Source organism: Vibrio celticus, from assembly GCF_024347335.1.
GTDB lineage: Bacteria > Pseudomonadota > Gammaproteobacteria > Enterobacterales > Vibrionaceae > Vibrio > Vibrio celticus.
Window position 1 is genome coordinate 2918864 of sequence record NZ_AP025463.1, and the last position, 25477, is coordinate 2944340.

Here is a 25477-nt window from a genome sequence, read left to right on the forward strand (position 1 = left end):
GCACTTGTTCGCAAGTTTAAACTCTTACCTATAACCACACGGTTTATTAATTTTTAACAACAAAACGGCTCCTGGCTGTTACCAACCAGGAGCCGACTGTGAATTATATCACGCTTTTATTGGCTAATCGTTAGTTTCTTTACATCGCCATTGCGAGTCGTCACTAAGTAGCCTTCAGGCAGTTCAATTGGTGCAACCGCAAAGCCGCTATCATCGACAAGCTGTTGAGCAACAAACTCACCCGATGAACGATCTAACCAGTGCAGATAACCTTCTGTATCACCCACGACTACATAACCATTAATAATAGCAGGTGCTGTCAGTAAGCGGTTTTCTAACAATGGAGTGCTCCACAGTTCAGTACCACTGCGCGCATCAACCGCAACCACATGGTCTTTGTCGGTAACAACGAACAAACGGCTACCATCACTTGCTAAATCAATCGCTGATGAGTAGTTACGTTTCCAAATTGGCTTACCAGAACGAAGGTCGATAGCAATCAGCTGACCATTGATACCTACGGTATACAGGGTGCCACCAAGAACAATTGGAGATGCATCAACATCAACCAAACGATCAATTTCCGTTGCACCTTTTGGTGTGCCTACTGGCTGTTGCCAAATAAGCTGACCACGGTCAACGATAGCTGCAGCTAGACGACCATTTGCTGTACCCCAGAATACACCACCAGAAACCGCAACCGGTGAGCTATCGCCACGGAGTGTTAGGCTTGGTACTTCAGTACTGATGGTCCATTTTTGTTCGCCACTTGCTTGATCTAACGCGATCAACATACCGCGACTGGTATGAACAATGACCATGTTGCTATCAGTTGCTGGGGATGCAAGCACCTCGCCATTCACTGATACACGCCACAGCTCTTCACCGGTCGATTCTTCCAGTGCGATCACTTCGCCATTTTCAGAACCAACAAATACTTTACCGTAAGCCGCCGTTAAGCCACCCGATAAACGAGCCAGTACGTCTTTCTCAAGATCGACTTTCCACAGCTCTTTACCTGTATCAGGATCAAGCGCTTTAACCATACCTTCACGGCTTGCAACAAACACTTTGTCGTAAGCCAATTCTGGCGTTAGTTTTGAAAAGTAGTGACCAACACCATCACCAACCGACGTAGACCATTCCTGACTAGGAGTGAACTCGCTGTTTACCGTTGGTACTGGAGCCATGATTACGGTGTCTTCTTCACCCGCACAGCCAGCTAGTAGGCCAAGAGCAATCGCACACAACGCCGCTTTTGGAAACATCTTCTTCATTCAAAGCGCCTTATTTAGCTAGGTCGTCAAGTTTGATTTGAAGCGTTTGGCTAGCGTCAACAGCTTGCTGTGCTTCTGTGTAAGCACTGTATGCTGCGTCAGTGTCGCCTTTACGAAGTGAGATATCACCACGCAGTTCAGCAACACGGCCTTTCCAAGATTCATCAGTCATAGCAGTAAGATCAATCAATGCTGCGTCAAATTCACCTTGCTCAGCTTTAATGCGTGCAACACGGTAAGTAAGTAGTGGCGCAAGTGCCGCATCCTTAGTTGCCGATTTTGCCCACTCTAGCTGTTCAAGTGCTGCTGCTAGCTCACCCGCTTGCACTTGTACTTTTGCTAATTGCATAGCTGCAAGTACTGAGTACTCAGCGTCTTTGTTTGCGTCGATGAAAGCTTGAATATCAGATTGAGCATCAACGCCCTTAGTATCAAGAGCTGAAATTACAGAGGTGTAGCCTTCTGAAGCTGCTTCACGCGCTTCAACTACTGAATCTTGGTAATAGCGCCAGCCAAATAGACCACCTAAACCAATAACCGCACCAAAGATTACGGCTTTACCGTTCTCTTTCCACCAATCTTTAATGGCTTCAACTTGTTGCTCTTCGCTATCGTAAAGTTCCACTTCCTGTCCTCTTTAATTCTTTAAACGCCAGCATAGTGCTGACGTTAGTATTCATTATGAGCGTTTGCTCAATGGCTAATTAGATTAGCGCAGCAACTTTCTCTGCAACTTCCGTTTGAGACACGGTTTCTTGCTCGCCGCCAACCAGATCTTTTAGCACAACTGTATTGTCAGCAACTTCGTTCTCACCAAGTACCAGCGCCACAACAGCACCTACTTTGTCAGCACGTTTGAATTGCTTCTTGAAGTTACCACCACCGAAGTGGTTCATTACACGCACGCCTTCAACGGTGTCGCGTAATTGATTCGCTAACTGCATGCCCGCGATCATTGTGCCTTCGCCAGCAGCAACTACATATACATCAACGCTACGGCGAACTTCTGTTAGCTCTAGCGTTTCCATCATCAGAACCAGACGCTCTAGACCCATTGCGAAGCCAACTGCATTGGTTGCTTTGCCGCCTAGTTGCTCAACAAGACCATCGTAACGACCGCCGCCACATACTGTACCTTGAGCACCAAGGCTGTCTGTGATCCACTCAAATACAGTGCGGTTGTAGTAATCTAGGCCACGTACTAGACGCTCATTAACTTGGTATTCGATACCAACAGCGTCAAGAAGTTCACACAAACCAGCAAAATGTTGCTTCGATTCTTCACCTAGATATTCAGATAGTCGAGGTGCGTCACCTAAGATAGCTTGAACATCAGGGTTCTTAGTATCAAGAACACGTAGTGGGTTAGTGTGCATGCGACGTTTGCAGTCTTCGTCAAGCACATCAATGTGTTGCTCAAGGAAAGCCACTAACGCAGTGCGGTAACTTACGCGATCTTCTTGAGAACCGATTGAGTTCAGCTCTAGGCGAACGTGCTTATCGATGCCTAGCTCACGCCATAGACGTGCTGTCATCATGATAAGTTCTGCGTCAACGTCTGGACCGTCTAGGCCAAACACTTCAACACCACATTGGTGGAATTGACGGTAACGACCTTTTTGAGGGCGCTCGTGACGGAACATAGGGCCCATGTACCATAGGCGCTGTTCATCACGGTTGATAAGGCTGTTTTGAATACATGAACGTACACAACCTGCTGTGCCTTCTGGACGCAGCGTTAGGCTATCGCCATTGCGGTCGTCAAAGGTGTACATCTCTTTAGAAACAACGTCTGTCTCTTCACCAACTGCACGGCTAAATAGGTTTGTTTCTTCAACGATAGGCATACGTACTTCGTTGTAACCGTATGCGCTCACCACGTTTTTAACTGCGCTTTCTACTTTCTGCCACAGTGGTGATTGAGTTGGAAGGCAGTCGTTCATGCCTCGAATTGCTTGGATATTTTTAGCCACAGTATTTATTCCGTAATTTCTCACGACCAGGTGTTAGTGCGAATAGACAATCACACCCCATCGCGTTGTATTAATCTTCTAAGTTTTCTACATCTATGCGATTTGCTTTATCAAGCACTGACGCTTTTGCACGAATCTTAGCTTCAAGTTTGTCGACAAGGTCATCGTTGTCGAAGCGCTCTTTCTGACGCTTACCGTCTTCGTAGAAGGCACTCTTACGAGCACTACCAGCTAAACCTAAGTGAGACACTTCAGCTTCACCAGGGCCGTTAACCACACAACCGATGATAGATACATCCATTGGAGTAATCACGTCTTCTAGGCGTTCTTCAAGGGCATTAACGGTGTTAATAACATCGAATTCTTGACGAGAACAGCTCGGGCACGCAATGAAGTTGATGCCACGCGAACGAATGCGCAAAGATTTAAGAATATCAAAGCCAACTTTGATCTCTTCAACAGGATCTGCCGCTAGCGAGATACGCAGCGTATCGCCGATACCTTCAGAAAGAAGCATACCTAAACCTACCGCTGACTTCACAGAGCCTGCACGCGCACCACCCGCTTCGGTAATGCCAAGGTGAAGAGGTTGATCAATCTGCTTAGCCAGCAAACGGTAAGAACCGACAGCAAGGAAGACATCAGACGCCTTAACGCTAACTTTGAATTGATCAAAGTTCAGACGATCTAGGATATCGACGTGGCGCATTGCTGATTCAACAAGCGCTTCAGCTGTAGGTTCTGTGTATTTCTCTTGGATCTCTTTCTCAAGAGAACCGCCGTTAACACCAATACGAATCGGAATATTCATATCGCGTGCACAATCAACAACTGAGCGGATACGGCTTTCGTTACCGATGTTACCTGGGTTGATACGCAGACAGTCAACGCCGTATTCCGCCACTTTAAGTGCGATACGGTAGTCGAAGTGAATATCAGCAACCAAAGGAACAGAGACCTGCTGCTTGATTAGCTTAAAGGCTTCAGCGGCATCCATAGTCGGTACAGATACGCGAACGATATCAGCGCCAACTTTTTCCAGAGCTCTAATTTGAGCAACGGTCGCGGCTACATCTGTTGTTCTTGTGTTGGTCATGGATTGCACAGCAATTGGTGCACCATCACCGATCGGCACATCACCCACATAAATACGGGTTGATTTGCGACGAATAATAGGAGATTCGTGTTGCATATTAACTCTAAGGTAAGGTTATTCTAGCTACTTTGCCTGAAGTATACCCAGAAAGGTCGACAGGTTCACTTGCAAATGTCATTGATACGCCTTCTGGCGCACCTAGAATCACTTTATATGGCGCAGTTCCTGATAGATTTAACGACTGACCTGCTTTTTTGATGCCAGTCGACAAGGTTTTACCCGTTGCATCTTTAACTTGGATCCAGCAATCAGCAGAGAACTGCATCACTAGTTCGTTGGCCACAGCTTCAGGAGCCGTGCTAGCTTCAGCTGCTTCTGCATTCGCAGCAACTTCAGCAGTTGTCTCTGTTGCTTGTTGTGCAGGAGTTTCGTCAGCTGGAGTAACAGCATCTGAATTTTCTTCCGCATCGCTTATCGCAGCAAGGCCTTCTGCACCTTCAACAACAGAAGCACCCGCTTCGTTTTGTTCAGCTTCAATCACTTCCAAAGAGGTGAATTCAGGGGCAAGTGATTCTTCTACCGCTAGCTCTTCTGAGCTTTCAGTATTCGCTAAAGATTGAGATAGGGTGTCTTGCTGTTGGTTCTGCCACCACCAAAGTGAGGAGATACCCGCAATGACCGCAAAAATACTCCAAGTCAGGATCATAATACGGCTGTTGTGCTTCTCGGTTTTGGTCTTACGAGAAAAACTCAGCATTTCTTGCTCTTGATGCTGAGCATCACCGGCATGATGCAGCGCACTCAATACGACTTTTTCGTCAAGATTGACGTATTTCGCGTATGAACGAATGTAGCCACGCATAAACGTCGCCACTTGATCTGACTCGAATTGGTTTTCTTCAATTTGTTGGATCAGCGTAACGCGAAGTTTTAAGCGATCAGAAATCTGCTTTTGCGTTAAACCAAGAGATTCTCGTTTGTTCTTAAGCAGCGTTCCCGCTTCCAAAGCTGGAGCTACGGTTTCTTGCGTTTGTGTATCTTGTTCTGTGTTCATAGAGAGTGAACTTCTAAAGTATTATCGCAGGTTGAGGAGAGCGTTTTCTTATTGTCGTTTAAGCTCAATCTAACAACCCACGTTATGTGGAATTTTTCCTGCTATCTAAATCATCAACCCTTAAAGGCGAACATCATTCATTTGTTATGGATGACCTTCTCAGGAAGCTAGTTTATCAAGTAGCCAACCTAAATAGACATATTGATGATCAGTAGCAAGCGAGCACTTAAATTAATTTAAGATTAGTTAATCATAAGCTAATGCCATTACAAGGCAAAAACACTTTAAACAAAATTTACCGTCAGCTCATGGTTTTGTCCAAAATTTGACGAAAAATGTAAGAAAGCGTGGGCAAGAAGTCCAAAAAATCAAAAACTGTACCCCAGAAAAGCAACAAGCCAGAAGTAAGACTTCTGGCTTGTTTAGGTTCTAATCGCGTTTTATACCGCTTTTACTTCAATCACACCACCGGCAATCAAGTTCGCTTCAGAGGCTGCTTTGATCATTTTGGTGCGTTTGGTTCTATCAATCACATCACCGACTAACTGACCACACGCGGCATCAATATCATCACCACGAGTCTTACGAACGGTTACTGTGTAGTTGTATTCCATCAGCGTTTTTTGGAAGCGATCAATACGAGAGTTGCTTGGCTTCTTATAAGGCGAACCCGGGTAAGGGTTGAATGGAATCAAGTTGATCTTACAAGGCGTCTCTTTCATTAGCTCTGCAAGTTCACGTGCGTGGTCCATGTCGTCATTCACATGATCCAATAGCACGTACTCAACCGTTACTTTACCGCGGTTAGCATTTGAAGATGCAATGTAACGACGAACAGATGCTAGGAAGTCTTGGATATCCCAACGGTCGTTGATCGGCATGATTTGGCTACGTAGTGCATCGTTTGGCGCATGTAGAGAAATAGCCAATGCGACATCGATGTTGTCTGTCATTTGGTCAAGGCCAGAAACAACACCAGAAGTTGATACGGTTACACGACGCTTAGACAGTGCGAAACCTAGATCATCAAGCATGATTTCTAATGATGGCATTAGGTTCTTCATGTTCAATAGAGGTTCGCCCATACCCATCATTACAACGTTAGTAATTGGACGGCGACCGGTTTCTTTTTCTAAGCCGATTTCGCGAGATGCACGCCAGATTTGGCCAACAATCTCTGAAACTTTTAGGTTACGGTTAAAGCCTTGTTGAGCTGTAGAGCAGAACTTACATTCAAGAGCACAACCAACCTGTGAAGATACACACAGCGTCGCACGGTCACCATCTGGGATGTATACCGTTTCAACGTCTTGGTCGCCAACGCTCATCGCCCATTTAATTGTGCCATCTGAAGAGTGTTGAGCTTCAGAAACAACAGGTGCCACAATTTCACAGCGACGTTGAAGTTTCTCACGTAACTTTTTGTTGATGTTGTTCATTTGTTCGAAGTCATCGACACCGAAGTGATAAATCCACTTCATCACTTGCTCTGCTCGAAACGCTTTCTCATTCAGTTCTTCTGTGAAAAATTTACGAAGACCTTTACGATCAAAATCGAGTAGATTGACTTTAGCTGTGGTCATGATGCCTCTCAATGACGGAACAATAATTAAGGGCGCGAATTGTACAGGCTTTACGCAACTTCAACAAGCATTGTAAAACCCTGTGTTTATTAAGACATTCAAACTTAAGCGATTAAAACTTGAACAATTGTGCTTATCGGCCTGATATTAGCCAATTTAAACAAAAGATTCCCGTTTACGCTCCTTCGTCGCTTTCGGGAATGACGACCAAATTGATTATCGAGAGCGTAAATCCACTTACAAAAAAGGCCTCACCGAAGTGAAGCCTTTAGAATCATTTGCTGTGCCGATTATTGAGCTGGGCGTGGGCAAATTTCAGATTCTGGGAAGAAGAATTCGATTTCGCGAGCTGCAGACTCAGGGCTGTCGCTGCCGTGTACTGAGTTGTAACGCATGCTGATTGCGTAGTCAGCACGGATAGTGCCACATGCCGCTTCTTCTGGGTTTGTTTTACCCATAAGCTCACGGTAACGAGCGATAGCGTTTTCGCCTTCAAGCACTTGAACCATGATAGGACCAGAAGTCATAAACTCTTTAAGAGCCGGGAAGAACTCTTTACCTTCGTGTTCAGCGTAGAAGCCACTCGCTTGCTCTTCAGTTAGACGAACCATCTTAGCAGCAATAATTTCTAGGCCTGCTTTTTCGATACGGTGGTAGATTTCACCAACAAGGTTACGCTTAACTGCATCCGGCTTAACAATTGAGAACGTTCTTTCTAGAGCCATAGGGATTCCTTCACTTCATTTTTTTGTTATTAAATACTGAAATTACTGAGATCTTTCGATCTGAGCTTTATGAATGAGCGGCACAAAATACCGCTCATCCTTATTATTATTTTGCTTGGTCGATAAGAAGACGAGCCAGTGTGCGAACGCCCATACCCGTTGCGCCTGCCGCCCACTTGTCACTTGCTGACTTACGGTAAGTACCCGCGCAATCCATATGAATCCAACCTTTTTTGTAATCATCTACAAAGTAAGAAAGGAATGCCGCTGCTGTACTTGCACCCGGTGTGTAATCACCCGTGCTGATGTTTGAAAGATCAGCAAAGTTTGAAGGCAACATACCACGGTGGAAATCAGCAAGAGGCAGCGGCCATAAGCCTTCTTTCTCTTGGTTTGCCGCCGTTAGCGCTTGGTGAGATAACTCATCATCAAAGCTTAATAGTGCATGGTAGTCGTTACCTAGTGCGTTTTTAGCCGCGCCTGTTAGTGTTGCACAATCGATGATCAGCTCTGGGCTTTGTGCACTTGCGTACATTAGGCCATCAGCCAGCACCAAGCGACCTTCCGCATCGGTGTTCATGATCTCAACTGTCTTACCGTTTTTGTAGGTAATGATATCGCCAAGCTTCAATGCGCGACCAGAGATCATGTTCTCTGCACAACATAAGATAAGCTTGATGCGCTTGTTCAGACCACGTTCAATCGCAAGACCTAAACCACCCGTAATCGTTGCTGCACCACCCATGTCAGCTTTCATTGCTGTCATGAATTGGCCTGGTTTGATGCTGTAACCGCCCGAATCGAACGTAATACCTTTACCGACTAAACAAGCAAATACAGGTGCGTTTTCGTCGCCAGTTGGGTTGAAGTCCAGTTGCAGCATTGCTGATGTACGCTCAGAGCCGCGGCCGACCGCGTAGATGCCTTCCCAACCTTCTGTTAGTAGATCTTTGTCTTTAACGATCTTCGCTTTAACAGTGCCCGCTGGCGCCACTGACTTGATGTATTCAGCAGCCATGGTCGCAAGTTGGCGAGGTGCCACTTCTTCAGCGGTTTTATTGATAATGTCACGCGTCCAGTCAGTTGCGCGAATACGAGCTTCAAGCTCTGTTTGATCGGCTTCTGAAAGTGCATCCCATTCCAATGCATTCTTTTTCTTTGGTCCACGGTAGCCTTGGTAGAAAGCCCAAACGCTTTCTAGATCCCAACCTTCACCACGAAGTGAAACGAATGCGATACCTTGTCCGTCAAGCGTACGACCCGCACGTTGAACTGCGCCTAGATCGTGGCCTTCACCAATGTGAATTGTCGCTCCCGCTTCTGAGAACGATAAAATAGCTCTTACTCCCCACTGAGGCTGGGCAGCTTCTTGACTTAAAAATACTGACATCTGTGTAGACATGATTTCTCCTTGTCATGAACCACTTCGAGAGTGTGATTCTGATTATTTTTTATTAGTGCACTGATGTTAGCATTATGTAGGAGGAAAATGTCATTTTGATAAAAAAACGGACCATAAGGTCCGCTTTTTTTAGTAAGAATTGTTAACTTGGCTGCGTTTTATATTGGACTGATGCCAACCCGCGACCAAATCATCAGATAAGAGGATTAATCCATCTCATCCATCCAGCACAAAATAATAGCCTCTAAGATTTTTTCATTCGAGTGGTTAGGCTCGTCATCAAACTCTTCAAGGTCTAGCACCCATTGATGCAGATCGGTAAAACGTACCGTTTTAGGATCAGTATCAGGGTACAAATCACATAGCTCAATTGCGATGTCTCGCGAATCAATCCACTTCAAGTTCATAACACTTCCTTATATTTATTAGCGACGCTCTGTCACCTTTTATGATCTATATTCTAGGCCAGTTTTTTTAAACCGTTATCTCAGTCATGGCGAAACCACCATGACTGTAGAGAAGTTCTTAGTGATCTTCAGACGCTAGGTTCAATGTGTACTTTGGAATCTCTACTACAAGATCTTCGTTAGCCACTTTTGCTTGGCAACCAAGGCGAGATTCCATCTCTAAGCCCCATGCCTTATCTAGCATGTCGTCTTCTAGGTCATCACTCTCTTCTAAAGAATCGAAGCCTTCACGAATCACGACGTGACATGTTGTACATGCACACGATTTTTCACATGCGTGTTCAATACCAATACCGGCCTTCAATGCAACATCAAGAACCGTCTCACCAGTTTTTGCTTCTAAAACAGCGCCTTCTGGACATAGATCTTCGTGAGGTAAAACAATAATCTTTGGCATGTTTATCTATTCTCTAACTATTAAATATTATCGACTGACTGACCTGACAGTGCAGCACGAATTGATTTATCCATACGACGAGAAGCAAAGTCTTGGCTCGCTTTGTCGGTATTCTTAATTTCTAGTTCAATGGCATCAGCGTTGTCGCCATTACGCACTTCAATCAGTGCTTCAATCGCTTGAACAAGTTGTTGTTTGCCTTGCTCATCAAGCAGCTCGTCACCGTCGGCTTGCATTGCAGCGATAAGGCCTTCGATCACGCGATCCGCTTCTACGCGTTGCTCAGCAAGAGCACGCGCTTGCATGTCTTCTTTTGCAAACGTCATCGAGTCTTTCAGCATGCTAGCCACTTCGTTGTCGCTTAGACCGTAAGAAGGCTTAACTTGGATTTCAGCTTGAACGCCAGTGCTCTTCTCCATTGCGGTAACCGATAGCAGGCCATCAGCATCTACTTGGTAAGTAACACGAATATGAGCTGCCCCTGCAGTCATCGGCGGAATGCCTTTCAAAGCAAATCGAGCCAGTGAACGACAGTCGTCAACCATCTCACGTTCACCTTGAACGGTGTGTACTGTCATTGCAGTTTGACCGTCTTTGAACGTGGTAAATTCTTGTGCGCGAGCAACTGGAATCGTGGTATTACGAGGGATGATCTTTTCTACCAAGCCGCCCATGGTTTCGATACCTAGAGACAGAGGGATAACGTCAAGTAGTAGCATTTCTGAGTCAGGCTTATTACCGACTAAGATATCCGCTTGAATCGATGCACCAATCGCAACCACTTCATCAGGGTTAATGCTGGTTAGTGGCGTACGACCAAAGAAGTCACCGACCATTTCACGTACAAGTAATGTGCGAGTTGAACCGCCAACCATCACGACTTCTAGTACTTCATCCGCGTCTACTTCCGCATCTTTTAGTGCACGACGGCATGAAAGCAGTGTTTTCTTAACCAGCGGTTTGATGATCTCTTCAAACTCTTCACGAGTTAATGAACCAGACCAACCTAGTACGTCAACATCAACGCTTTCCGCTTCAGATAAGCCAATCTTCGCTTCCGTTGCGGCGTCTAGAAGAATACGATTCTGCTCTGCTGTTAGCTCAGATAAGCCCATTTGTTCTTGGAAATGATCCGCAACTAAATGGTCAAAGTCGTCGCCACCTAATGCAGAGTCACCACCTGTTGCTAAAACTTCGAAGACGCCTTTCGATAGGCGTAGGATAGAGATATCAAATGTACCACCACCTAAGTCATAAACAGCAATTACTCCTTCTTTACCTGAATCCAGGCCGTAAGCAATCGCAGCAGCAGTCGGTTCATTAAGAAGACGTAACACGTGAAGACCAGCAAGTTGCGCCGCGTCTTTAGTACCAGCACGCTGTGCATCATCAAAGTAAGCAGGAACGGTAATAACAGCACCAGACAGCTCACCACCGAGTGTTGACTCAGCACGTTGACCTAGCGCTCGCAGAATGTCTGCAGATACTTGAATTGGGTTCTTGTTACCTTGCTCTGTGCGAATCACAGGCAAACCATTATCACTTTCTTCAAATTGATATGGCAGAGATGGGTATCGCTGTTGAATATCTGACAGTGAACGACCGATTAGTCGCTTAACTGAGATAATGGTATTTTTAGGATCTGTCTGTGCATTTGCACGAGCTTCATCACCAGTCGTGTACGACTCTGACGTATAGTGAACAACGGAAGGAAGAATACTGCGACCTTGTTGATCAACCAGTGTGCTCGCCTCACCACTGCGCACTGCCGCAACCAATGAGTTTGTTGTACCTAAATCAATACCCACAGCAAGCTTGTGCTGGTGAGGAGCGGCGCTTTGCCCTGGTTCTGCAATCTGAAGTAGTGCCATGGATGTGTCCTTGTTATACGAACTAGCCGATCAGACGATCTTCAACTAACTCGATTTCATTCTTTAATTTTGCAATAAACTTAAGCTTTCTTACTCGGTCTGCAGCTTCTAACCAAGCCTCACTGTCTAGTTCTTGTTGGATAGCGCTTAATTGTTGTTTATACATTTTGCTAACCTTTCCTTCAAATGCAAACAAAGCATCTTCAGGATCAGAACTGTCGGCGATGTCTTCAAGCTCTTCACGCAATTCCATTTGCTCCATTAGGAACATAGGATCTTGCAGGGTCTGCTGCTCACCACGAATATCCTCACCATGTTGCACTAACAGGTATTCAGCTCGGCTGATTGGATTCTTCAACACCTGGTACGCATCGTTAATTTGCGCAGCTTTTTGCACGGCTAATAGGCGATCACGCTCAGAAGCTGTAGCAAATTTATCAGGGTGGAATTGGCGTTGCAGATCTCTAAACTGAGAAGAAAGAAGGCTACCATCCAGTTGAAACTGAAGTGGTAGCCCAAATAATTCGAAATGATTCATGTAACGGTGGTCCTAAGTTTAGGCTCTTCAATCAGAGCCTAATTTTATTCTTCGCTCACTATAAACGCTTAACGATTGAAGCGTTTATACGTTGAAGCTCTCACCACAACCACATTCGCCTTTCGCGTTAGGGTTGTTGAATTCAAAACCTTCGTTTAGGCCTTCTTTTACGTAATCAAGCTCAGTACCGTCTAGGTAAACTAGGCTCTTTGGATCAATGATGACCTTAACACCTGAATGCTCAAACACTTCGTCTTCTTCGTTAAGCTCGTCAACGAATTCCAGTACATACGCCATACCCGAACAGCCAGTAGTTTTTACCGCTAAGCGCAACCCGATACCTTTACCTCGGTTATCTAGGAAAGCTTGAACTCGGCTTGCTGCCGTATCTGTCATGGTGATGGCCATACTACAACCTTGTGTTTTATATAAATTGAGAACTCAGGGGGAGCACAAAGGATGCTCCCAAATATTGCTTATTTTTTGTGATTACTTAATGAAACGATTAACGCTTCTTTTTGTAATCCGCAACTGCTGCTTTGATTGCATCTTCAGCAAGAATTGAACAGTGCACTTTCACTGGTGGCAACTCTAGCTCTTCTGCGATTTCAGAGTTTTTGATAGCTGCTGCTTCATCAATACTTTTACCTTTAACCCACTCAGTTACTAGTGAGCTAGAAGCGATTGCGCTACCGCAGCCGTAAGTTTTGAATTTTGCATCTTCGATAATGCCTTCTGGCGTTACCTTGATTTGCAGTTTCATTACGTCACCACAAGCTGGTGCGCCAACCATGCCGCTACCTACACTTGGGTCTTCTTTATCAAACGAACCTACGTTACGTGGGTTTTCGTAGTGATCAATTACTTTTTCGCTATATGCCATGATAGTTACCTCGAATCCTCTATTTCCGTGAGATTAGTGATGAGCCCACTCAACAGTGTTCAAATCAATCCCTTCTTTATACATATCCCATAGAGGAGACATGTCGCGTAATTTGTTTACCGCTACACGAATTTGTGCAATCGCGTAGTCGATTTCTTCTTCCGTTGTGAAACGGCCGAATGAGAAACGTACTGAGCTGTGTGCCAGTTCATCGTTCAGACCAAGAGCACGTAGAACGTATGAAGGCTCTAGGCTTGCTGATGTACATGCAGAACCTGATGATACTGCTAGGTCTTTTAGAGACATAAGCAGAGACTCACCTTCAACGAAAGCGAAGCTCACGTTTAGGTTGTGTGGTACACGTTGGTCTAGGTCGCCGTTTACTGTTACCGCTTCTAGATCTTGAACACCTTTCAATAGGCGCTCACGAAGTGCTAGTGCGTGATCGTAATCTTTCTGCATGTCTTGTTTAGCGATGGCAAAAGCTTCGCCCATACCCACGATTTGGTGAGTAGCAAGAGTACCAGAACGGAAACCACGTTCATGACCGCCACCGTGCATTTGCGCTTCTAGGCGAATACGTGGCTTACGACGAACGTACAAAGCGCCGATGCCTTTAGGGCCGTATGCTTTGTGTGCAGACATAGAGATAAGGTCTACTTTCATCTCTTTTACGTCTAGTGGGATTTTACCCGCAGACTGCGCCGCATCAACGTGGAAGATGATCTTACGTGCACGACATAATTCGCCGATTGCAGAGATATCTTGGATTACACCAATCTCGTTGTTTACGTGCATGATAGAAACTAGAACAGTATCTTCACGCATTGCAGCTTGTAGCTTGTCTAGATAGATGATGCCGTTAGCTTCTGGCTCAAGGTATGTAACCTCAAAACCTTCACGCTCTAGTTGGCGACATGGATCAAGAACCGCTTTGTGTTCTGTTTTGCACGTGATTACGTGCTTACCTTTCTTCTCGTAAAAGTGCGCTGCACCTTTGATAGCAAGGTTATCTGACTCTGTAGCACCTGACGTAAAAACAATCTCACGTGGGTCTGCATTTAGTAGATCGGCAATTTGCTCACGAGCATTATCTACTGATTCTTCTGCCTGCCAGCCGTAACGGTGTGAACGAGATGCAGGGTTACCGAAGTTACCGTCCATCGTCATGCACTGAACCATTTTTTCAGCAACACGTGGATCGACTGGGCATGTAGCTGAATAGTCAAAGTAAATAGGCAGTTTCATTTTCTACTCCAATGTAAAAACTGACCGCTAAGAGCGGGCATTAACACCGTGAGGTGCTGCACTAATCGTTGTAGTGCTCGTATTTTTATGTGCAAAACCATTATTAACCGCAAGATCGATATCTTGACGATCAGAAATCTCTAAAACTTCGTTATCTTTCATTAGCTCACCGAGCGTAATGTCGTTTAAGAAGCTGCTGATTCGGGAGCTTAAATCACGCCATAAAGTGTGAGTTAAACAACGACTGCCACCTTGGCAATCTGCTCGACCGTGACACTTAGTTGCATCAACTGATTCGTCTACTGCAGCAATTACAGTTCCGACAGCGATGTCGCTCGCTTCAGCACCTAAACGGTAACCACCGCCAGGACCACGAACACTAGCAACTAAGCCAGCTTTACGTAACTTAGAAAATAGCTGTTCTAAGTAAGATAACGAGATGCCTTGTCGCTCTGAAATATCAGCCAGAGGAACTGGGCTTTTTTGCGAATGCAGTGCTACATCTAGCATAGCTGTTACCGCATATCTTCCTTTAGATGTAAGTTTCATATCACACCGTATCCACATTGTTTATGTGGTTGGAATCTTCCCATACCCGACTAAATTGGTCAAGTATTTAGTTGACTATTTTAGTCAGGTATTCACCCTTATTGTTTGTGCGGGCTTTATTTGTCGCTTTTGCTCTTCTCAATTGAAGTCAAAATGCCGCGTAGAGTGTTGATCTCTTGCAACTCTGGACGAGCTCGACTGAACAGACGACGTAGTTTATTCATCACCTGACCCGGCTTATCCTTAGAGATAAATTGGGTATCAATGATCACTTTTTCAAGGTGCTCATAGAACATTTCTAGTTCTTCGTGACGAGGGTACTCATCTTGTTGCTGTGGCTGATATTGGCTAGCGACCATATCAAGGTGAGCTACACGCACTTCGTAGCTCAGAGTCTGCACTGCCATTGCTAGGTTTAGCGAGCTGTATTCAGGGTTAGCTGGGATACATACATGGAAGTGGCACTTCTGAAGCTCATCGTTAGTCAAGCCAGTACGTTCACGGCCGAACACTAATGCGACTGGGTGCTTTTGGCCTTCAATCGCAAACTTTTGTCCACACTCACGAGGCTCAAGCATTGGCCATTCAAGCGTACGTGAACGTGCACTCGAACCAACCACTAAACCACAGTCTTTTACGGCTTCGTCTAATGTAGAAACGATGGTCGCGTTTTCTGCGATGTCACCTGCACCCGCAGCCAGTGCTAAGGTCTGCTCGTCAACTTCACATTGAGGGTCTACAAGAACTAATTGACTCAAACCCATCACTTTCATTGCGCGAGCTGCTGATCCGATATTTCCCGAATGAGACGTACCAACCAGAACGACTTTTACATTGTCTAACATGCTATATGACACCACTTTAAAAATAATCGCGAGATATTAACACATAGCAAAGTAAAATGGTCAGACCCTTAACGGAATGTGAAACCAAGAGTTCAAAAAATAACCACTTCCCTTTTACGGAAACTTTGGTATACTCGCCGCCGCTTTAAATTGTTCTTTAACATCTTGTGGGAAAAACCATATGCATCCAATGCTAAACATTGCGATACGCGCTGCGCGTAAAGCTGGCAACCATATTGCTAAATCTCTAGAAACAACTGATAAGATCGAATCGTCTCTAAAAGGTAACAACGATTACGTTACTAACATTGCTCAAGAAGCTGAGTACATGATCATTGAGACAATCAAAGCATCTTACCCAGAGCACAGCATTATTTCTGAAGAGAAAGGCCTGACTGAAGGTAAAGACTCTGATGTACAATGGATCGTTGACCCACTAGATGGCACCAACAACTTTGTAAAAGGTTTCCCTCACTTCTCTGTATCTATCGCTGTTCGCATGAACGGTCGTACAGAAGTTGCTTGTGTTTATGACCCAATGCTAAACGAGCTATTCACAGCTCAACGTGGCGCTGGCGCTCAACTTAACAACGCTCGTATGCGTGTTACTCAACTAAAAGACCTTCAAGGTACTGTTCTAGCGACTGGTTTCCCATTCAAGCAAAAACAACACTCTGAATCTTTCATGAAGATCATCTCTGGTCTATTCATCGACTGTGCTGATTTCCGTCGTACAGGTTCTCCTGCTCTTGACCTATGTTACCTAGCAGCTGGCCGTGTTGATGGTTACCTAGAACTTGGCCTTAAGCCATGGGATCTAGCGGCTGGCGATCTAATCGCTCGTGAAGCTGGTGCTATCATGACTGACTTTGCTGGCGGTACTGATTACATGACTTCTGGTAATGTTGTTGCTTCAAGCGCACGTGGTGTTAAGTCTATTCTTAAGCACGTTCGTGAGAACGCTAACGAAGGTATGCTGAAGTAATTCAGACCTTACGTTAACGCTCCCTGTTTCAAGGGAGAGTAGAAATTCCAAAGCCTCGCTATATAGCGAGGCTTTTTTGTATCTGCGATTTGAGAGATACGAGATATGACTCTTAACAGTATGTGCAACTCAATTCGCCAATAAATTGTGTTGAGCTTATCGACAAGATACAGACGTAAAAAAACCGCTAGTTGCCTAGCGGTTTTTTGGTTTAGCGAAACGTATTAAGCTAAGGCCTAAGGCATCTCGTCAAACTCTTCACCTTCTTTGTCCACTTGTGGTGGCATTAGGTGTTCACGCGTAATACCCAACTTCATAGCTAGTGCAGATGCAACGTAGATAGAAGAGTAAGTACCAACCGTAATACCCAATAGAAGTGCAGTCGCGAAGCCGTGGATCATAGCGCCGCCCTGAACGAACAGTGCGATAACTACGAATAACGTGGTACCAGAAGTGATCAATGTACGGCTCAATGTTTGTGTGATTGAGCTGTTCAGTACTTCAGGTGCTTCACCCTTACGCATCTTACGGAAGTTCTCACGAATACGGTCGAATACAACAATGGTATCGTTGAGGGAGTAACCGACGACCGTTAGCAAGGCTGCTACGATTGTAAGGTCGACCTCAATTTGCATTAGAGAGAACACACCCAGAGTGATGATAACGTCGTGCGCCAGTGCCAATACTGCACCCGCAGCCAAACGCCATTCGAATCGCACTGATACGTAGATCAAGATACAGATAAGAGAAACAAGGATAGCAAGGCCACCCGCTTCTGTTAATTCGTCACCCACGTTAGGACCAACGAACTCGATACGACGCATTTCAACTTGCTCACCAGTACCATTCTCAATAGCAGAAAGGATTTGGTTACCAAGCGTTTCGCCCGCTACGCCATCACGTGGACGTAAACGAACCATCACATCACGAGCTGAACCGAAGTTCTGTACCGTTGCATCACCAAAGCCTTCGGCTTCTAGTGCACTACGAATATCAGGAAGGTGTGCCGGTTGTTCAAAACCAACTTCAATCAGAGTACCGCCAGTAAAATCTAGACCCCAGTTCAACGATTTCGTTGTTAGGGTGAAGATAGCAGTACCAATCATCAAGATAGAAAAAACAAAGGCAACCTTTGACCAACGCATAAAGTCGATCATTTTGTCTGCTTTTAGAATCTGAAACATATTAATTCCTAGCCTTAGATCGACAGTTTTTTAACGCGTTTGCCGCCATACATCAGGTTCACGATACAACGTGTTCCGATAATAGCTGTAAACATTGAAGTCAAGATACCGATAGACAGCGTTACCGCGAAGCCTTTGATAGCACCCGTACCCACAGCAAATAGAATGATTGCTGTTAGTAGTGTGGTGATGTTGGCATCGGCGATTGTGCTGAATGCGTTCGCGTAACCTTGGTGAATCGCTTGTTGTGGACTGCGTCCATCTCGAAGCTCTTCACGTATACGCTCAAAGATCAGAACGTTCGCATCAACCGCCATACCAACCGTTAATACGATACCGGCAATACCTGGTAGGGTCATGGTAGCCCCCGGAATCATCGACATAACACCGATAATCAACACCAAGTTAGCCATTAGCGCAACGTTCGCAATCAGACCAAAGCTACGGTAGTAAAGCAGCGTAAACAGCATTACAGCAGCCATACCCCAAACCATCGCCATGATACCCATATCGATGTTTTGCTGCCCCATAGATGGACCAATGGTACGTTCTTCTACAATCGAGATAGGCGCAATCAATGCACCAGCACGCAGTAGAAGTGCCAAGTTATGAGCTTCAGCCGTTGAATCGATACCAGTAATACGGAAGTTACGGCCTAGCGCAGATTGAATCGTCGCTTGGTTAATCACTTCTTCGTGCTTACTTAAGATAACTCGACCTTCCGGTGTTTTACGACCGCTGTCTTTGTACTCTGCAAATACCGTTGCCATTAGCTTACCGATATTCTGACGAGAGAATGCAGACATCTTGCTACCACCTTCGCTGTCTAGCGAGATGTTAACTTGAGGACGACCATATTCATCAACACTTGAGCTTGCATCAGTAATACTTGAACCGCCTAGAATAACGCGCTTCTTAAGTACCACAGGACGACCATCACGATCTTGCTTGATTTCGCTGCCCGCAGGGGCACGACCAGAAGCGGCAGCGGCTAAGTCAGCACTGCTATCCACTTCACGGAACTCAAGCGTCGCGGTAGCACCAAGTATTTCTTTAGCGCGAGCCGTGTCTTGAACACCAGGCAATTCCACTACGATACGGCTAGAGCCTTGACGTTGAACCAAAGGTTCAGCAACACCAAGTTCGTTAACACGGTTACGTAGAATGGTAATGTTTTGCTCAACCGCGTAGTTACGGATTTCTTGAAGACGAGCCTCTGTAAAGCTTGCAACCAAAGAGAAACGGCCGTTAGATTCAGAATCTACAAACGTCATATCTTGGTGCTTAGATTGCAGTAGCGATTTCGCTTCAGCAAGCTGCTCTTCGTTACGTAGAATAACTTCAACCGCATCTTTACCAGATGGGCGAATCGCACGGTAACGGATTTTCTCTTCACGAAGTTCACTACGGAATGCTTCTTCTTGTTGGCCAACCAGCTTTTCCATCGCAGCGTCCATATCCACTTCCATTAAGAAGTGAACACCACCACGTAGGTCAAGACCAAGTTTCATTGGTGCAGCACCAATAGATTCAAGCCAATTAGGAGTTGAAGCCGCTAGGTTTAAAGCAACGATAACGTCATCGCCTAGTGCTTCTGTGATGATATCACGGGCACTAATTTGCGTATCTGTGTCGTTAAAGCGAACAAGAATGGAACCGTCTTCGAGAGCAACGGATTTAGTAGAAAGGTTTTCTGCTTCAAGAGCATTGGTGACAGCATCCAGCGTAGACATATCTACAGAGGCGCCGCGCGCCCCTGTAACTTGAACTGCCGGATCTTCACCGTATATATTTGGAAGTGCGTACAACGCAGCGATAGCGATGGCAAACACCACCATCAAATACTTCCATAACGGGTAACGGTTTAGCACAGCGAGGATCCTCTAGCTGTTTATAGAGATTTCAGAGTACCTTTTGGTAGCACTGCTGTAACGAAGTCTTTCTTGATAACTACTTCGTTGTTTGCGTTCAGTTCGATAGCAACGTAGTCGCTGTCTTCAGCAATCTTAGTGATCTTGCCGATTAGGCCGCCGCTTGTAAGAACTTCATCGCCTTTGCCCATAGAAGACATAAGGTTCTTGTGCTCTTTAACACGCTTAGCTTGTGGACGGTAGATCATGAAGTAGAAGATCACAGCGAACATACCTAGCATGATAAGCATTTCGAAACCGCCGCCTGCTGGTGCACCTTCTGCTGCTGCGTGAGCTTGAGAAATAAACATTTAAAACATCCTCTATTATATTTTCGTAATTGTTTGTCTAATTGGGTCGCATCCCTTTATTTTCAAGCCCCATCACTCGGAAGAGAGATAGGGCTCGCAAAAAAGAAATACTAAGATTCTTTACCTAGTGGTGGCACTTCACGCCCCATTCTTGCGTAGAACTCTGCAACGAACTCTTCAAAGCGGTCTTCATCGATAGACTGACGAATGTCTGACATTACTCGTTGGTAGAAACGCAGGTTATGAATCGTGTTCAGTCGAGCACCTAGGATTTCGTTACAACGATCCAAATGGTGTAAGTACGACTTGCTGTAGTTCTTACAAGTGTAACAGTCACACTCTGAATCTAGTGGTGTTGTATCGGTTTTATGCTTCGCATTACGGATCTTGATCACACCTTCAGTCACAAACAGGTGGCCGTTACGTGCATTTCGCGTTGGCATTACACAGTCAAACATGTCGATACCACGACGAACACCTTCAACTAAGTCTTCCGGTTTGCCTACGCCCATTAGGTAACGTGGCTTATCTTCTGGCAGTTGAGGACATGTGTGCTCAAGAATGCGGTGCATATCTTCTTTTGGTTCGCCTACTGCTAGGCCGCCTACTGCGTAACCGTCAAAACCAATTTCAGTTAGGCCTTTAACGGATACATCACGAAGGTCTTCGTACACGCCACCTTGAACGATACCGAACAGTGAGTTCGGGTTTTCAAGTTTGTCGAAGTGGTTACGTGAACGCTCAGCCCAACGAAGAGACATCTCCATTGAGTCTTTTGCTTCTTTGTGTGTCGCAGGGTAAGGCGTACACTCATCGAAGATCATTACAATGTCTGAACCTAAATCTTTTTGGATTTCCATAGACTTCTCAGCGTCCATGAAGATCTTGTCACCGTTTACAGGGTTACGGAAATGAACACCCTCTTCAGTGATTTTACGCATTGCACCTAGGCTGAATACTTGGAAGCCGCCTGAATCAGTTAGGATAGGACCGTGCCAGTTCATGAAATCGTGCAGGTCACCGTGCATTTTCATGATTTCTTGGCCAGGACGTAGCCATAGGTGGAATGTGTTACCTAATAGGATTTCAGCACCTGTGTCTTTTACTTCTTCAGGTGTCATACCTTTAACAGTACCGTAAGTACCTACAGGCATGAATGCTGGGGTTTCAACGGTACCGCGTTCAAACTGAAGTTGACCACGACGTGCGCCGCTATTAGTTTTTTTAAGTTCGTATTTTAATTTCACGAAGCCTCCAATATGCCAGAGAAACAATCTGACTGTTAATTCAGAACCTTAGGCCAAACAAAAGTTCAGTCTAGTGGGTTCTATGAGGAGCGGTCGCGTATTCCTTGCGAGAGATTAGACAGACACCCTGCCCGACTCCTAGCTTACTGCTAGCACCCGTAAATTTTTGTATCGCTTAAACCAGCTTAACTTAGCTCGTTTTCTTATTGATGAACATAGCATCGCCGTAGCTGAAGAAACGGTATTCGCTCTTCACGGCGTGATCGTATGCGCCCATCACATTGTCGTAGCCAGCAAATGCACTCACCAACATAATCAGCGTTGATTCTGGCAAGTGAAAATTGGTAATCAAGCAATCCACCAACTGGTATTCATAGCCAGGGAAGATGAAGATTTCTGTATCACCAAAGAAAGGAACGAGTTCGGTGCCTTTCTTCACTGCATCTTGCGCTGCACTTTCTAGTGAGCGTACTGATGTTGTACCAACAGCAATAATACGGCCGCCACGAGCTTTTGCTGCAGCTACGGCGTCAACCACTTCTTGCGGCACTTCAACGTACTCAGCATGCATGTGGTGATCGTTAATATTATCAACTTTTACTGGCTGGAACGTACCAGCACCAACGTGAAGCGTTACGTAAGCAAACTCAACACCTTTTTCTTTCATGTCAGCCATTAGCTTGTCATCAAAGTGAAGGCCTGCTGTTGGCGCTGCAACCGCACCCGGCTTTTCATTATAGACAGTCTGGTAGCGCTCTTTATCTGCATCTTCATCAGGACGATCGATGTAAGGAGGCAGTGGCATGTGACCAACACTGTTAAGAATCTCTAAAACGCTTTGATCGGATGTGAAATGGATTTCGAATAACGCATCGTGACGCGCCACCATTTCAGCTTCATATTCATCGTTCTCACCAAGGAACAACTTAGTACCCGGCTTTGGTGATTTAGAACAACGAACATGCGCAAGAATGCTTTTCTCATCAAGCATACGCTCAACCAGCACTTCAAGCTTACCGCCTGATGCCTTGCGACCAAATACACGAGCTGGAATCACTCGAGTGTTATTGAAAACAACAAGATCGCCTGGCTCAACCAAGTCTAAAACGTCTTTAAACGAACCATCAGCTAGGTTACCGCTGTTGCCATCTAATTTAAGCAGGCGGCTTGCTGTGCGCTCCTCTTGAGGGTAGCGAGCAATGAGTTCATCTGGTAGGTCAAAGTGAAAATCTGAAACTTGCATTTGTCTAGTCTTGTCTTAGTTGATGAGATTTGTGCCGTTGACGAATCATAAATCGTAGTTGCTGGATAATCGTTACGGTAAGTCAATCGTTACCAGAAACACATCGCAAACACGACTAAAAATTTCGCAGTGGGTTAGTATAGGCACACGAGCCGCAATAGCAAGGTTTACAGCACTGGATTATTGTAAAGAGGCGTAAAATAATGCGACTGATTCACCTCCTCAAGCTAAAGAATTAGTTGCATAAAACTCACCCAAGAATGCGTCAGATCTCAGTTATTTTTTGGATAAAAAACTATAGTAATAGCAACAAATAAAAAAGAAGGAGGTTCGTATGATCAAGGTTGAAGATATGATGACTCGCAACCCTCATACCCTATTGCGCTCACACTCACTGGCCGATGCTAAGCACATGATGGAAGCACTTGATATCCGCCATATTCCGGTCGTCGATTCCGACAGGCAACTACTAGGTGTCGTCACACAACGAGACGTTCTAGCCGCTCAAGAATCCAGCCTACAAAACATCCCACAAGCTCAATCTTTTACTCTTGCTACTCCCCTCAACGACATCATGCACAAAAGTGTTATGTCGGTAGAGCCACGTGCAGGATTAAAAGAATCGGCTATCTATATGCAGAAACATAAAGTGGGCTGTTTACCTGTCGTAGAAAACCACGAACTAGTAGGCATTATTACAGACAGCGATTTTGTCACGATAGCGATCAATTTGTTGGAGCTGCAAGAAGAAGTCGAGCCAGAAGAAGCGGAAGTAGAGTAACGCTCGGAAGTGATATAAAGAAGAGCGGCCAATTCAGCCGCTCAGAGGGATTGTTGTCGAAGCGAGTTATTATAAAAGCTCAGACACCACATCCGCTAATTGATGGAATGTCTCACGACGCGAAGAGCTTGGTCGCCAGACAAGGCCAATATCTCGGTAGGCCTGTTGACCAGGAGGATCGATCACAACGAGATTTTGGTTTTCCAATAAACCATGGTCGATCGCCATCTGAGGAATAAAGGTGGTTCCTAAGCCATTGGCGACCATTTGCACCAATGTGTGAAGGCTCGTCGCTGTGAACGGGTTTATCTTCTCTTTGTCCGTTAACTTACAAGCTGACACAGCATGCTCGGTTAAGCAATGCTCGTTCTCCAACAAAAATACAGATTCGTCTGGCAGGTCATCGTATTTAATCGGAACACGAATACCATCAGCTTGATTACGACTGATCACCATTCTAAACGGATCTTGCCCAACAACTTGGCTTTCCATATTGTCGATATCAACAGGCAAAGCCAGAATCAGCACATCTAAGTCTCCATGACGCAGCGCAGCCAATAGGTTGATTGTTGTATCCTCACGTAACAGCAAATTTAATTGTGGAAAGCGCTGGTTCGCTTCTTGTACCAAATCGCACAAAAGAAAAGGAGCAATAGTAGGGATACACCCAACTCGCAACTGCCCTTGCATCGCATCCCCGTTACATAGATTTCCAAGCTCTACGAGATCTTGTCCTTTCGCTAGTAGCTCTCGACCGTGCTTTACCACCAGCTCACCGGCTTGCGTGAAAACCAGCGGGCTCTTTTTATCTTTCTTCTCATAAAGCGGGCAACCGATGAGTTCTTCCAGATTTTGAATGCCTTTACTTAGCGTAGATTGACTGACGAAGCAGCGATCTGCGGCATCACTGAAATGACGAGTTTCGTGAAGAGTAACAAGATAGTGAAGTTGCTTAAGACTTGGCCATTTATTCATGAAATTACTTTGTAATATGAGTAGGATAAGTTACGTAAAGGTCATAAGACCTAAGGGCAGGACAAAGAATAAGCTTATCGCTTTTTTCGATTAACTTAATCTATTTAATTCGCTTTTTTCTATAGTACCGATTGTACTATAGTTTGTCCCGTAGAAACGGAGCCCAAACAAAGATGTGTTGGGCCAACTAATTTTTTAGGAGATTCCAAAATGGTACTAGTAGGTCGTCAAGCCCCTGACTTTACTGCAGCAGCTGTTCTAGGTAACGGTGAGATCGTTGATAACTTCAACTTCGCAGAATTCACTAAAGGTAAGAAAGCTGTAGTTTTCTTCTACCCACTAGACTTCACTTTCGTTTGTCCTTCAGAGCTAATCGCTTTCGACAACCGTCTTGAAGATTTCCAAGCTAAAGGCGTTGAAGTAATCGGTGTTTCTATCGATTCTCAATTCTCTCACAACGCATGGCGTAACACTGCTATCGCTGATGGCGGTATCGGTCAAGTTAAATACCCTCTAGTTGCTGACGTTAAGCACGAGATCTGCAAAGCATACGATGTTGAGCACCCAGAAGCAGGCGTTGCTTTCCGTGGTTCTTTCCTAATTGACGCTGACGGTCTTGTACGTCACCAAGTAGTTAACGATCTTCCACTAGGTCGTAACATCGACGAAATGCTACGCATGGTAGACGCACTAAACTTCCACGAGAAGAACGGTGAAGTTTGTCCTGCACAATGGGAAGAAGGTAAATCAGGTATGGACGCATCTCCAAAAGGTGTTGCAGCATTCCTATCTGAGCACGCTGACGACCTAAGCAAGTAATTACCTCTTAAGCCCGAACTCAACGCGGGTTAATGGTTGGAAGACTCTCTATAAAGAGACATAAAGCATAAGCTAATAGCGCAAAGCGCACCGCCAATCAGTTAAGAAGTAAAG

Annotated in this window: 26 protein-coding genes; 3 read left to right on the forward strand and 23 right to left on the reverse strand. The window is 45.2% G+C overall.

From position 1 onward, the window contains the following. Positions 1–116: 116 nt before the first annotated feature. The 17 genes from bamB to trmJ all read right to left on the reverse strand — a co-directional run bounded on the left by bamB (position 117) and on the right by trmJ (position 15908). Positions 117–1277 (reverse strand): outer membrane protein assembly factor BamB, encoded by a 1161-nt coding sequence (gene bamB / locus OCV19_RS13125; protein WP_048613470.1) that lies wholly within the window; start codon positions 1275–1277, stop codon positions 117–119. A gap of 10 nt (positions 1278–1287) precedes the next feature. Further along, positions 1288–1902, reverse strand: coding sequence for a YfgM family protein (locus OCV19_RS13130; RefSeq protein WP_065677887.1), 615 nt, complete (start codon positions 1900–1902; stop codon positions 1288–1290). A 79-nt stretch (positions 1903–1981) separates the two neighbouring features. Continuing rightward, the gene (hisS, locus tag OCV19_RS13135) at positions 1982–3250 is read right to left on the reverse strand and encodes a histidine--tRNA ligase (RefSeq protein WP_017062514.1); all 1269 of its coding nucleotides are present in this window, start codon (positions 3248–3250) and stop codon (positions 1982–1984) included. Positions 3251–3320: 70 nt separating this feature from the next. Continuing rightward, complete coding sequence (gene ispG / locus OCV19_RS13140; protein ID WP_009848294.1) at positions 3321–4442, reverse strand: flavodoxin-dependent (E)-4-hydroxy-3-methylbut-2-enyl-diphosphate synthase; 1122 nt, start codon at positions 4440–4442, stop codon at positions 3321–3323. A gap of 7 nt (positions 4443–4449) precedes the next feature. After that, positions 4450–5400, reverse strand: a complete 951-nt coding sequence (rodZ, locus tag OCV19_RS13145; RefSeq protein WP_065677888.1) for a cytoskeleton protein RodZ — start codon at positions 5398–5400, stop codon at positions 4450–4452. A 440-nt stretch (positions 5401–5840) separates the two neighbouring features. Continuing rightward, on the reverse strand, positions 5841–6983 hold the full coding sequence (locus OCV19_RS13150) for a bifunctional tRNA (adenosine(37)-C2)-methyltransferase TrmG/ribosomal RNA large subunit methyltransferase RlmN (RefSeq protein WP_019822113.1): 1143 nt from the start codon (positions 6981–6983) through the stop codon (positions 5841–5843). A 290-nt stretch (positions 6984–7273) separates the two neighbouring features. Then, on the reverse strand, positions 7274–7708 hold the full coding sequence (ndk, locus tag OCV19_RS13155) for a nucleoside-diphosphate kinase (protein ID WP_016797173.1): 435 nt from the start codon (positions 7706–7708) through the stop codon (positions 7274–7276). 106 nt (positions 7709–7814) lie between these two features. Beyond that, positions 7815–9110, reverse strand: coding sequence for an aminopeptidase PepB (gene pepB, locus OCV19_RS13160; protein WP_065677889.1), 1296 nt, complete (start codon positions 9108–9110; stop codon positions 7815–7817). A 206-nt stretch (positions 9111–9316) separates the two neighbouring features. Further along, positions 9317–9517: a Fe-S cluster assembly protein IscX gene (gene iscX, locus OCV19_RS13165; protein ID WP_065677890.1), complete on the reverse strand. Its 201-nt coding sequence runs from the start codon at positions 9515–9517 to the stop codon at positions 9317–9319. A 118-nt stretch (positions 9518–9635) separates the two neighbouring features. Then, positions 9636–9974 carry an ISC system 2Fe-2S type ferredoxin gene (fdx, locus tag OCV19_RS13170; RefSeq protein WP_017629863.1) on the reverse strand — a complete coding sequence of 113 codons (339 nt, stop codon included), beginning with the start codon at positions 9972–9974 and terminating at the stop codon, positions 9636–9638. Positions 9975–9994: 20 nt separating this feature from the next. Further along, positions 9995–11845 (reverse strand): Fe-S protein assembly chaperone HscA, encoded by a 1851-nt coding sequence (gene hscA / locus OCV19_RS13175; RefSeq protein WP_059021420.1) that lies wholly within the window; start codon positions 11843–11845, stop codon positions 9995–9997. Between the two features lie 22 nt (positions 11846–11867). Then, on the reverse strand, positions 11868–12383 hold the full coding sequence (hscB, locus tag OCV19_RS13180) for a co-chaperone HscB (protein WP_048608145.1): 516 nt from the start codon (positions 12381–12383) through the stop codon (positions 11868–11870). 84 nt (positions 12384–12467) lie between these two features. Continuing rightward, positions 12468–12791, reverse strand: coding sequence for an iron-sulfur cluster assembly protein IscA (iscA, locus tag OCV19_RS13185; RefSeq protein WP_010440519.1), 324 nt, complete (start codon positions 12789–12791; stop codon positions 12468–12470). A 97-nt stretch (positions 12792–12888) separates the two neighbouring features. Next, positions 12889–13266: a Fe-S cluster assembly scaffold IscU gene (iscU, locus tag OCV19_RS13190; RefSeq protein WP_004740340.1), complete on the reverse strand. Its 378-nt coding sequence runs from the start codon at positions 13264–13266 to the stop codon at positions 12889–12891. Positions 13267–13299: 33 nt separating this feature from the next. Beyond that, positions 13300–14514 carry an IscS subfamily cysteine desulfurase gene (locus OCV19_RS13195; protein ID WP_065677891.1) on the reverse strand — a complete coding sequence of 405 codons (1215 nt, stop codon included), beginning with the start codon at positions 14512–14514 and terminating at the stop codon, positions 13300–13302. A 27-nt stretch (positions 14515–14541) separates the two neighbouring features. Further along, the gene (iscR, locus tag OCV19_RS13200) at positions 14542–15063 is read right to left on the reverse strand and encodes a Fe-S cluster assembly transcriptional regulator IscR (RefSeq protein WP_010440512.1); all 522 of its coding nucleotides are present in this window, start codon (positions 15061–15063) and stop codon (positions 14542–14544) included. Positions 15064–15179: 116 nt separating this feature from the next. Continuing rightward, positions 15180–15908 (reverse strand): tRNA (cytosine(32)/uridine(32)-2'-O)-methyltransferase TrmJ, encoded by a 729-nt coding sequence (gene trmJ, locus OCV19_RS13205; protein ID WP_019822102.1) that lies wholly within the window; start codon positions 15906–15908, stop codon positions 15180–15182. Between the two features lie 181 nt (positions 15909–16089). Between trmJ and suhB the strand changes: the two genes are divergently transcribed. Then, positions 16090–16893, forward strand: a complete 804-nt coding sequence (gene suhB / locus OCV19_RS13210; protein WP_017062836.1) for an inositol-1-monophosphatase — start codon at positions 16090–16092, stop codon at positions 16891–16893. Positions 16894–17129: 236 nt separating this feature from the next. Here the strand turns inward: suhB and secF are convergent, their stop codons facing one another. The 5 genes from secF to queA all read right to left on the reverse strand — a co-directional run bounded on the left by secF (position 17130) and on the right by queA (position 22788). Beyond that, positions 17130–18077: a protein translocase subunit SecF gene (gene secF / locus OCV19_RS13215; protein WP_017062837.1), complete on the reverse strand. Its 948-nt coding sequence runs from the start codon at positions 18075–18077 to the stop codon at positions 17130–17132. A gap of 14 nt (positions 18078–18091) precedes the next feature. Next, a complete protein-coding gene (gene secD, locus OCV19_RS13220; RefSeq protein WP_081322238.1) occupies positions 18092–19948 on the reverse strand; it encodes a protein translocase subunit SecD in 1857 nt (618 codons plus the stop codon). A 20-nt stretch (positions 19949–19968) separates the two neighbouring features. Further along, positions 19969–20298, reverse strand: a complete 330-nt coding sequence (gene yajC / locus OCV19_RS13225) for a preprotein translocase subunit YajC (protein WP_010440492.1) — start codon at positions 20296–20298, stop codon at positions 19969–19971. Positions 20299–20408: 110 nt separating this feature from the next. After that, positions 20409–21545, reverse strand: a complete 1137-nt coding sequence (tgt, locus tag OCV19_RS13230; protein ID WP_017056177.1) for a tRNA guanosine(34) transglycosylase Tgt — start codon at positions 21543–21545, stop codon at positions 20409–20411. Positions 21546–21735: 190 nt separating this feature from the next. Continuing rightward, positions 21736–22788, reverse strand: coding sequence for a tRNA preQ1(34) S-adenosylmethionine ribosyltransferase-isomerase QueA (gene queA, locus OCV19_RS13235; protein WP_048613454.1), 1053 nt, complete (start codon positions 22786–22788; stop codon positions 21736–21738). 334 nt (positions 22789–23122) lie between these two features. Here queA and OCV19_RS13240 point away from each other — a divergent pair, with 334 nt between their 5' ends. Next, positions 23123–23569, forward strand: coding sequence for a CBS domain-containing protein (locus OCV19_RS13240; protein ID WP_017062524.1), 447 nt, complete (start codon positions 23123–23125; stop codon positions 23567–23569). Between the two features lie 69 nt (positions 23570–23638). On the opposite strand, the gene OCV19_RS13245 is transcribed toward OCV19_RS13240, so the two are convergent. Continuing rightward, positions 23639–24544 carry a hydrogen peroxide-inducible genes activator gene (locus OCV19_RS13245; RefSeq protein ID WP_065677892.1) on the reverse strand — a complete coding sequence of 302 codons (906 nt, stop codon included), beginning with the start codon at positions 24542–24544 and terminating at the stop codon, positions 23639–23641. A gap of 210 nt (positions 24545–24754) precedes the next feature. Here OCV19_RS13245 and OCV19_RS13250 point away from each other — a divergent pair, with 210 nt between their 5' ends. Next, complete coding sequence (locus OCV19_RS13250) at positions 24755–25363, forward strand: peroxiredoxin C (RefSeq protein WP_004740353.1); 609 nt, start codon at positions 24755–24757, stop codon at positions 25361–25363. Positions 25364–25477 lie beyond the last annotated feature (114 nt).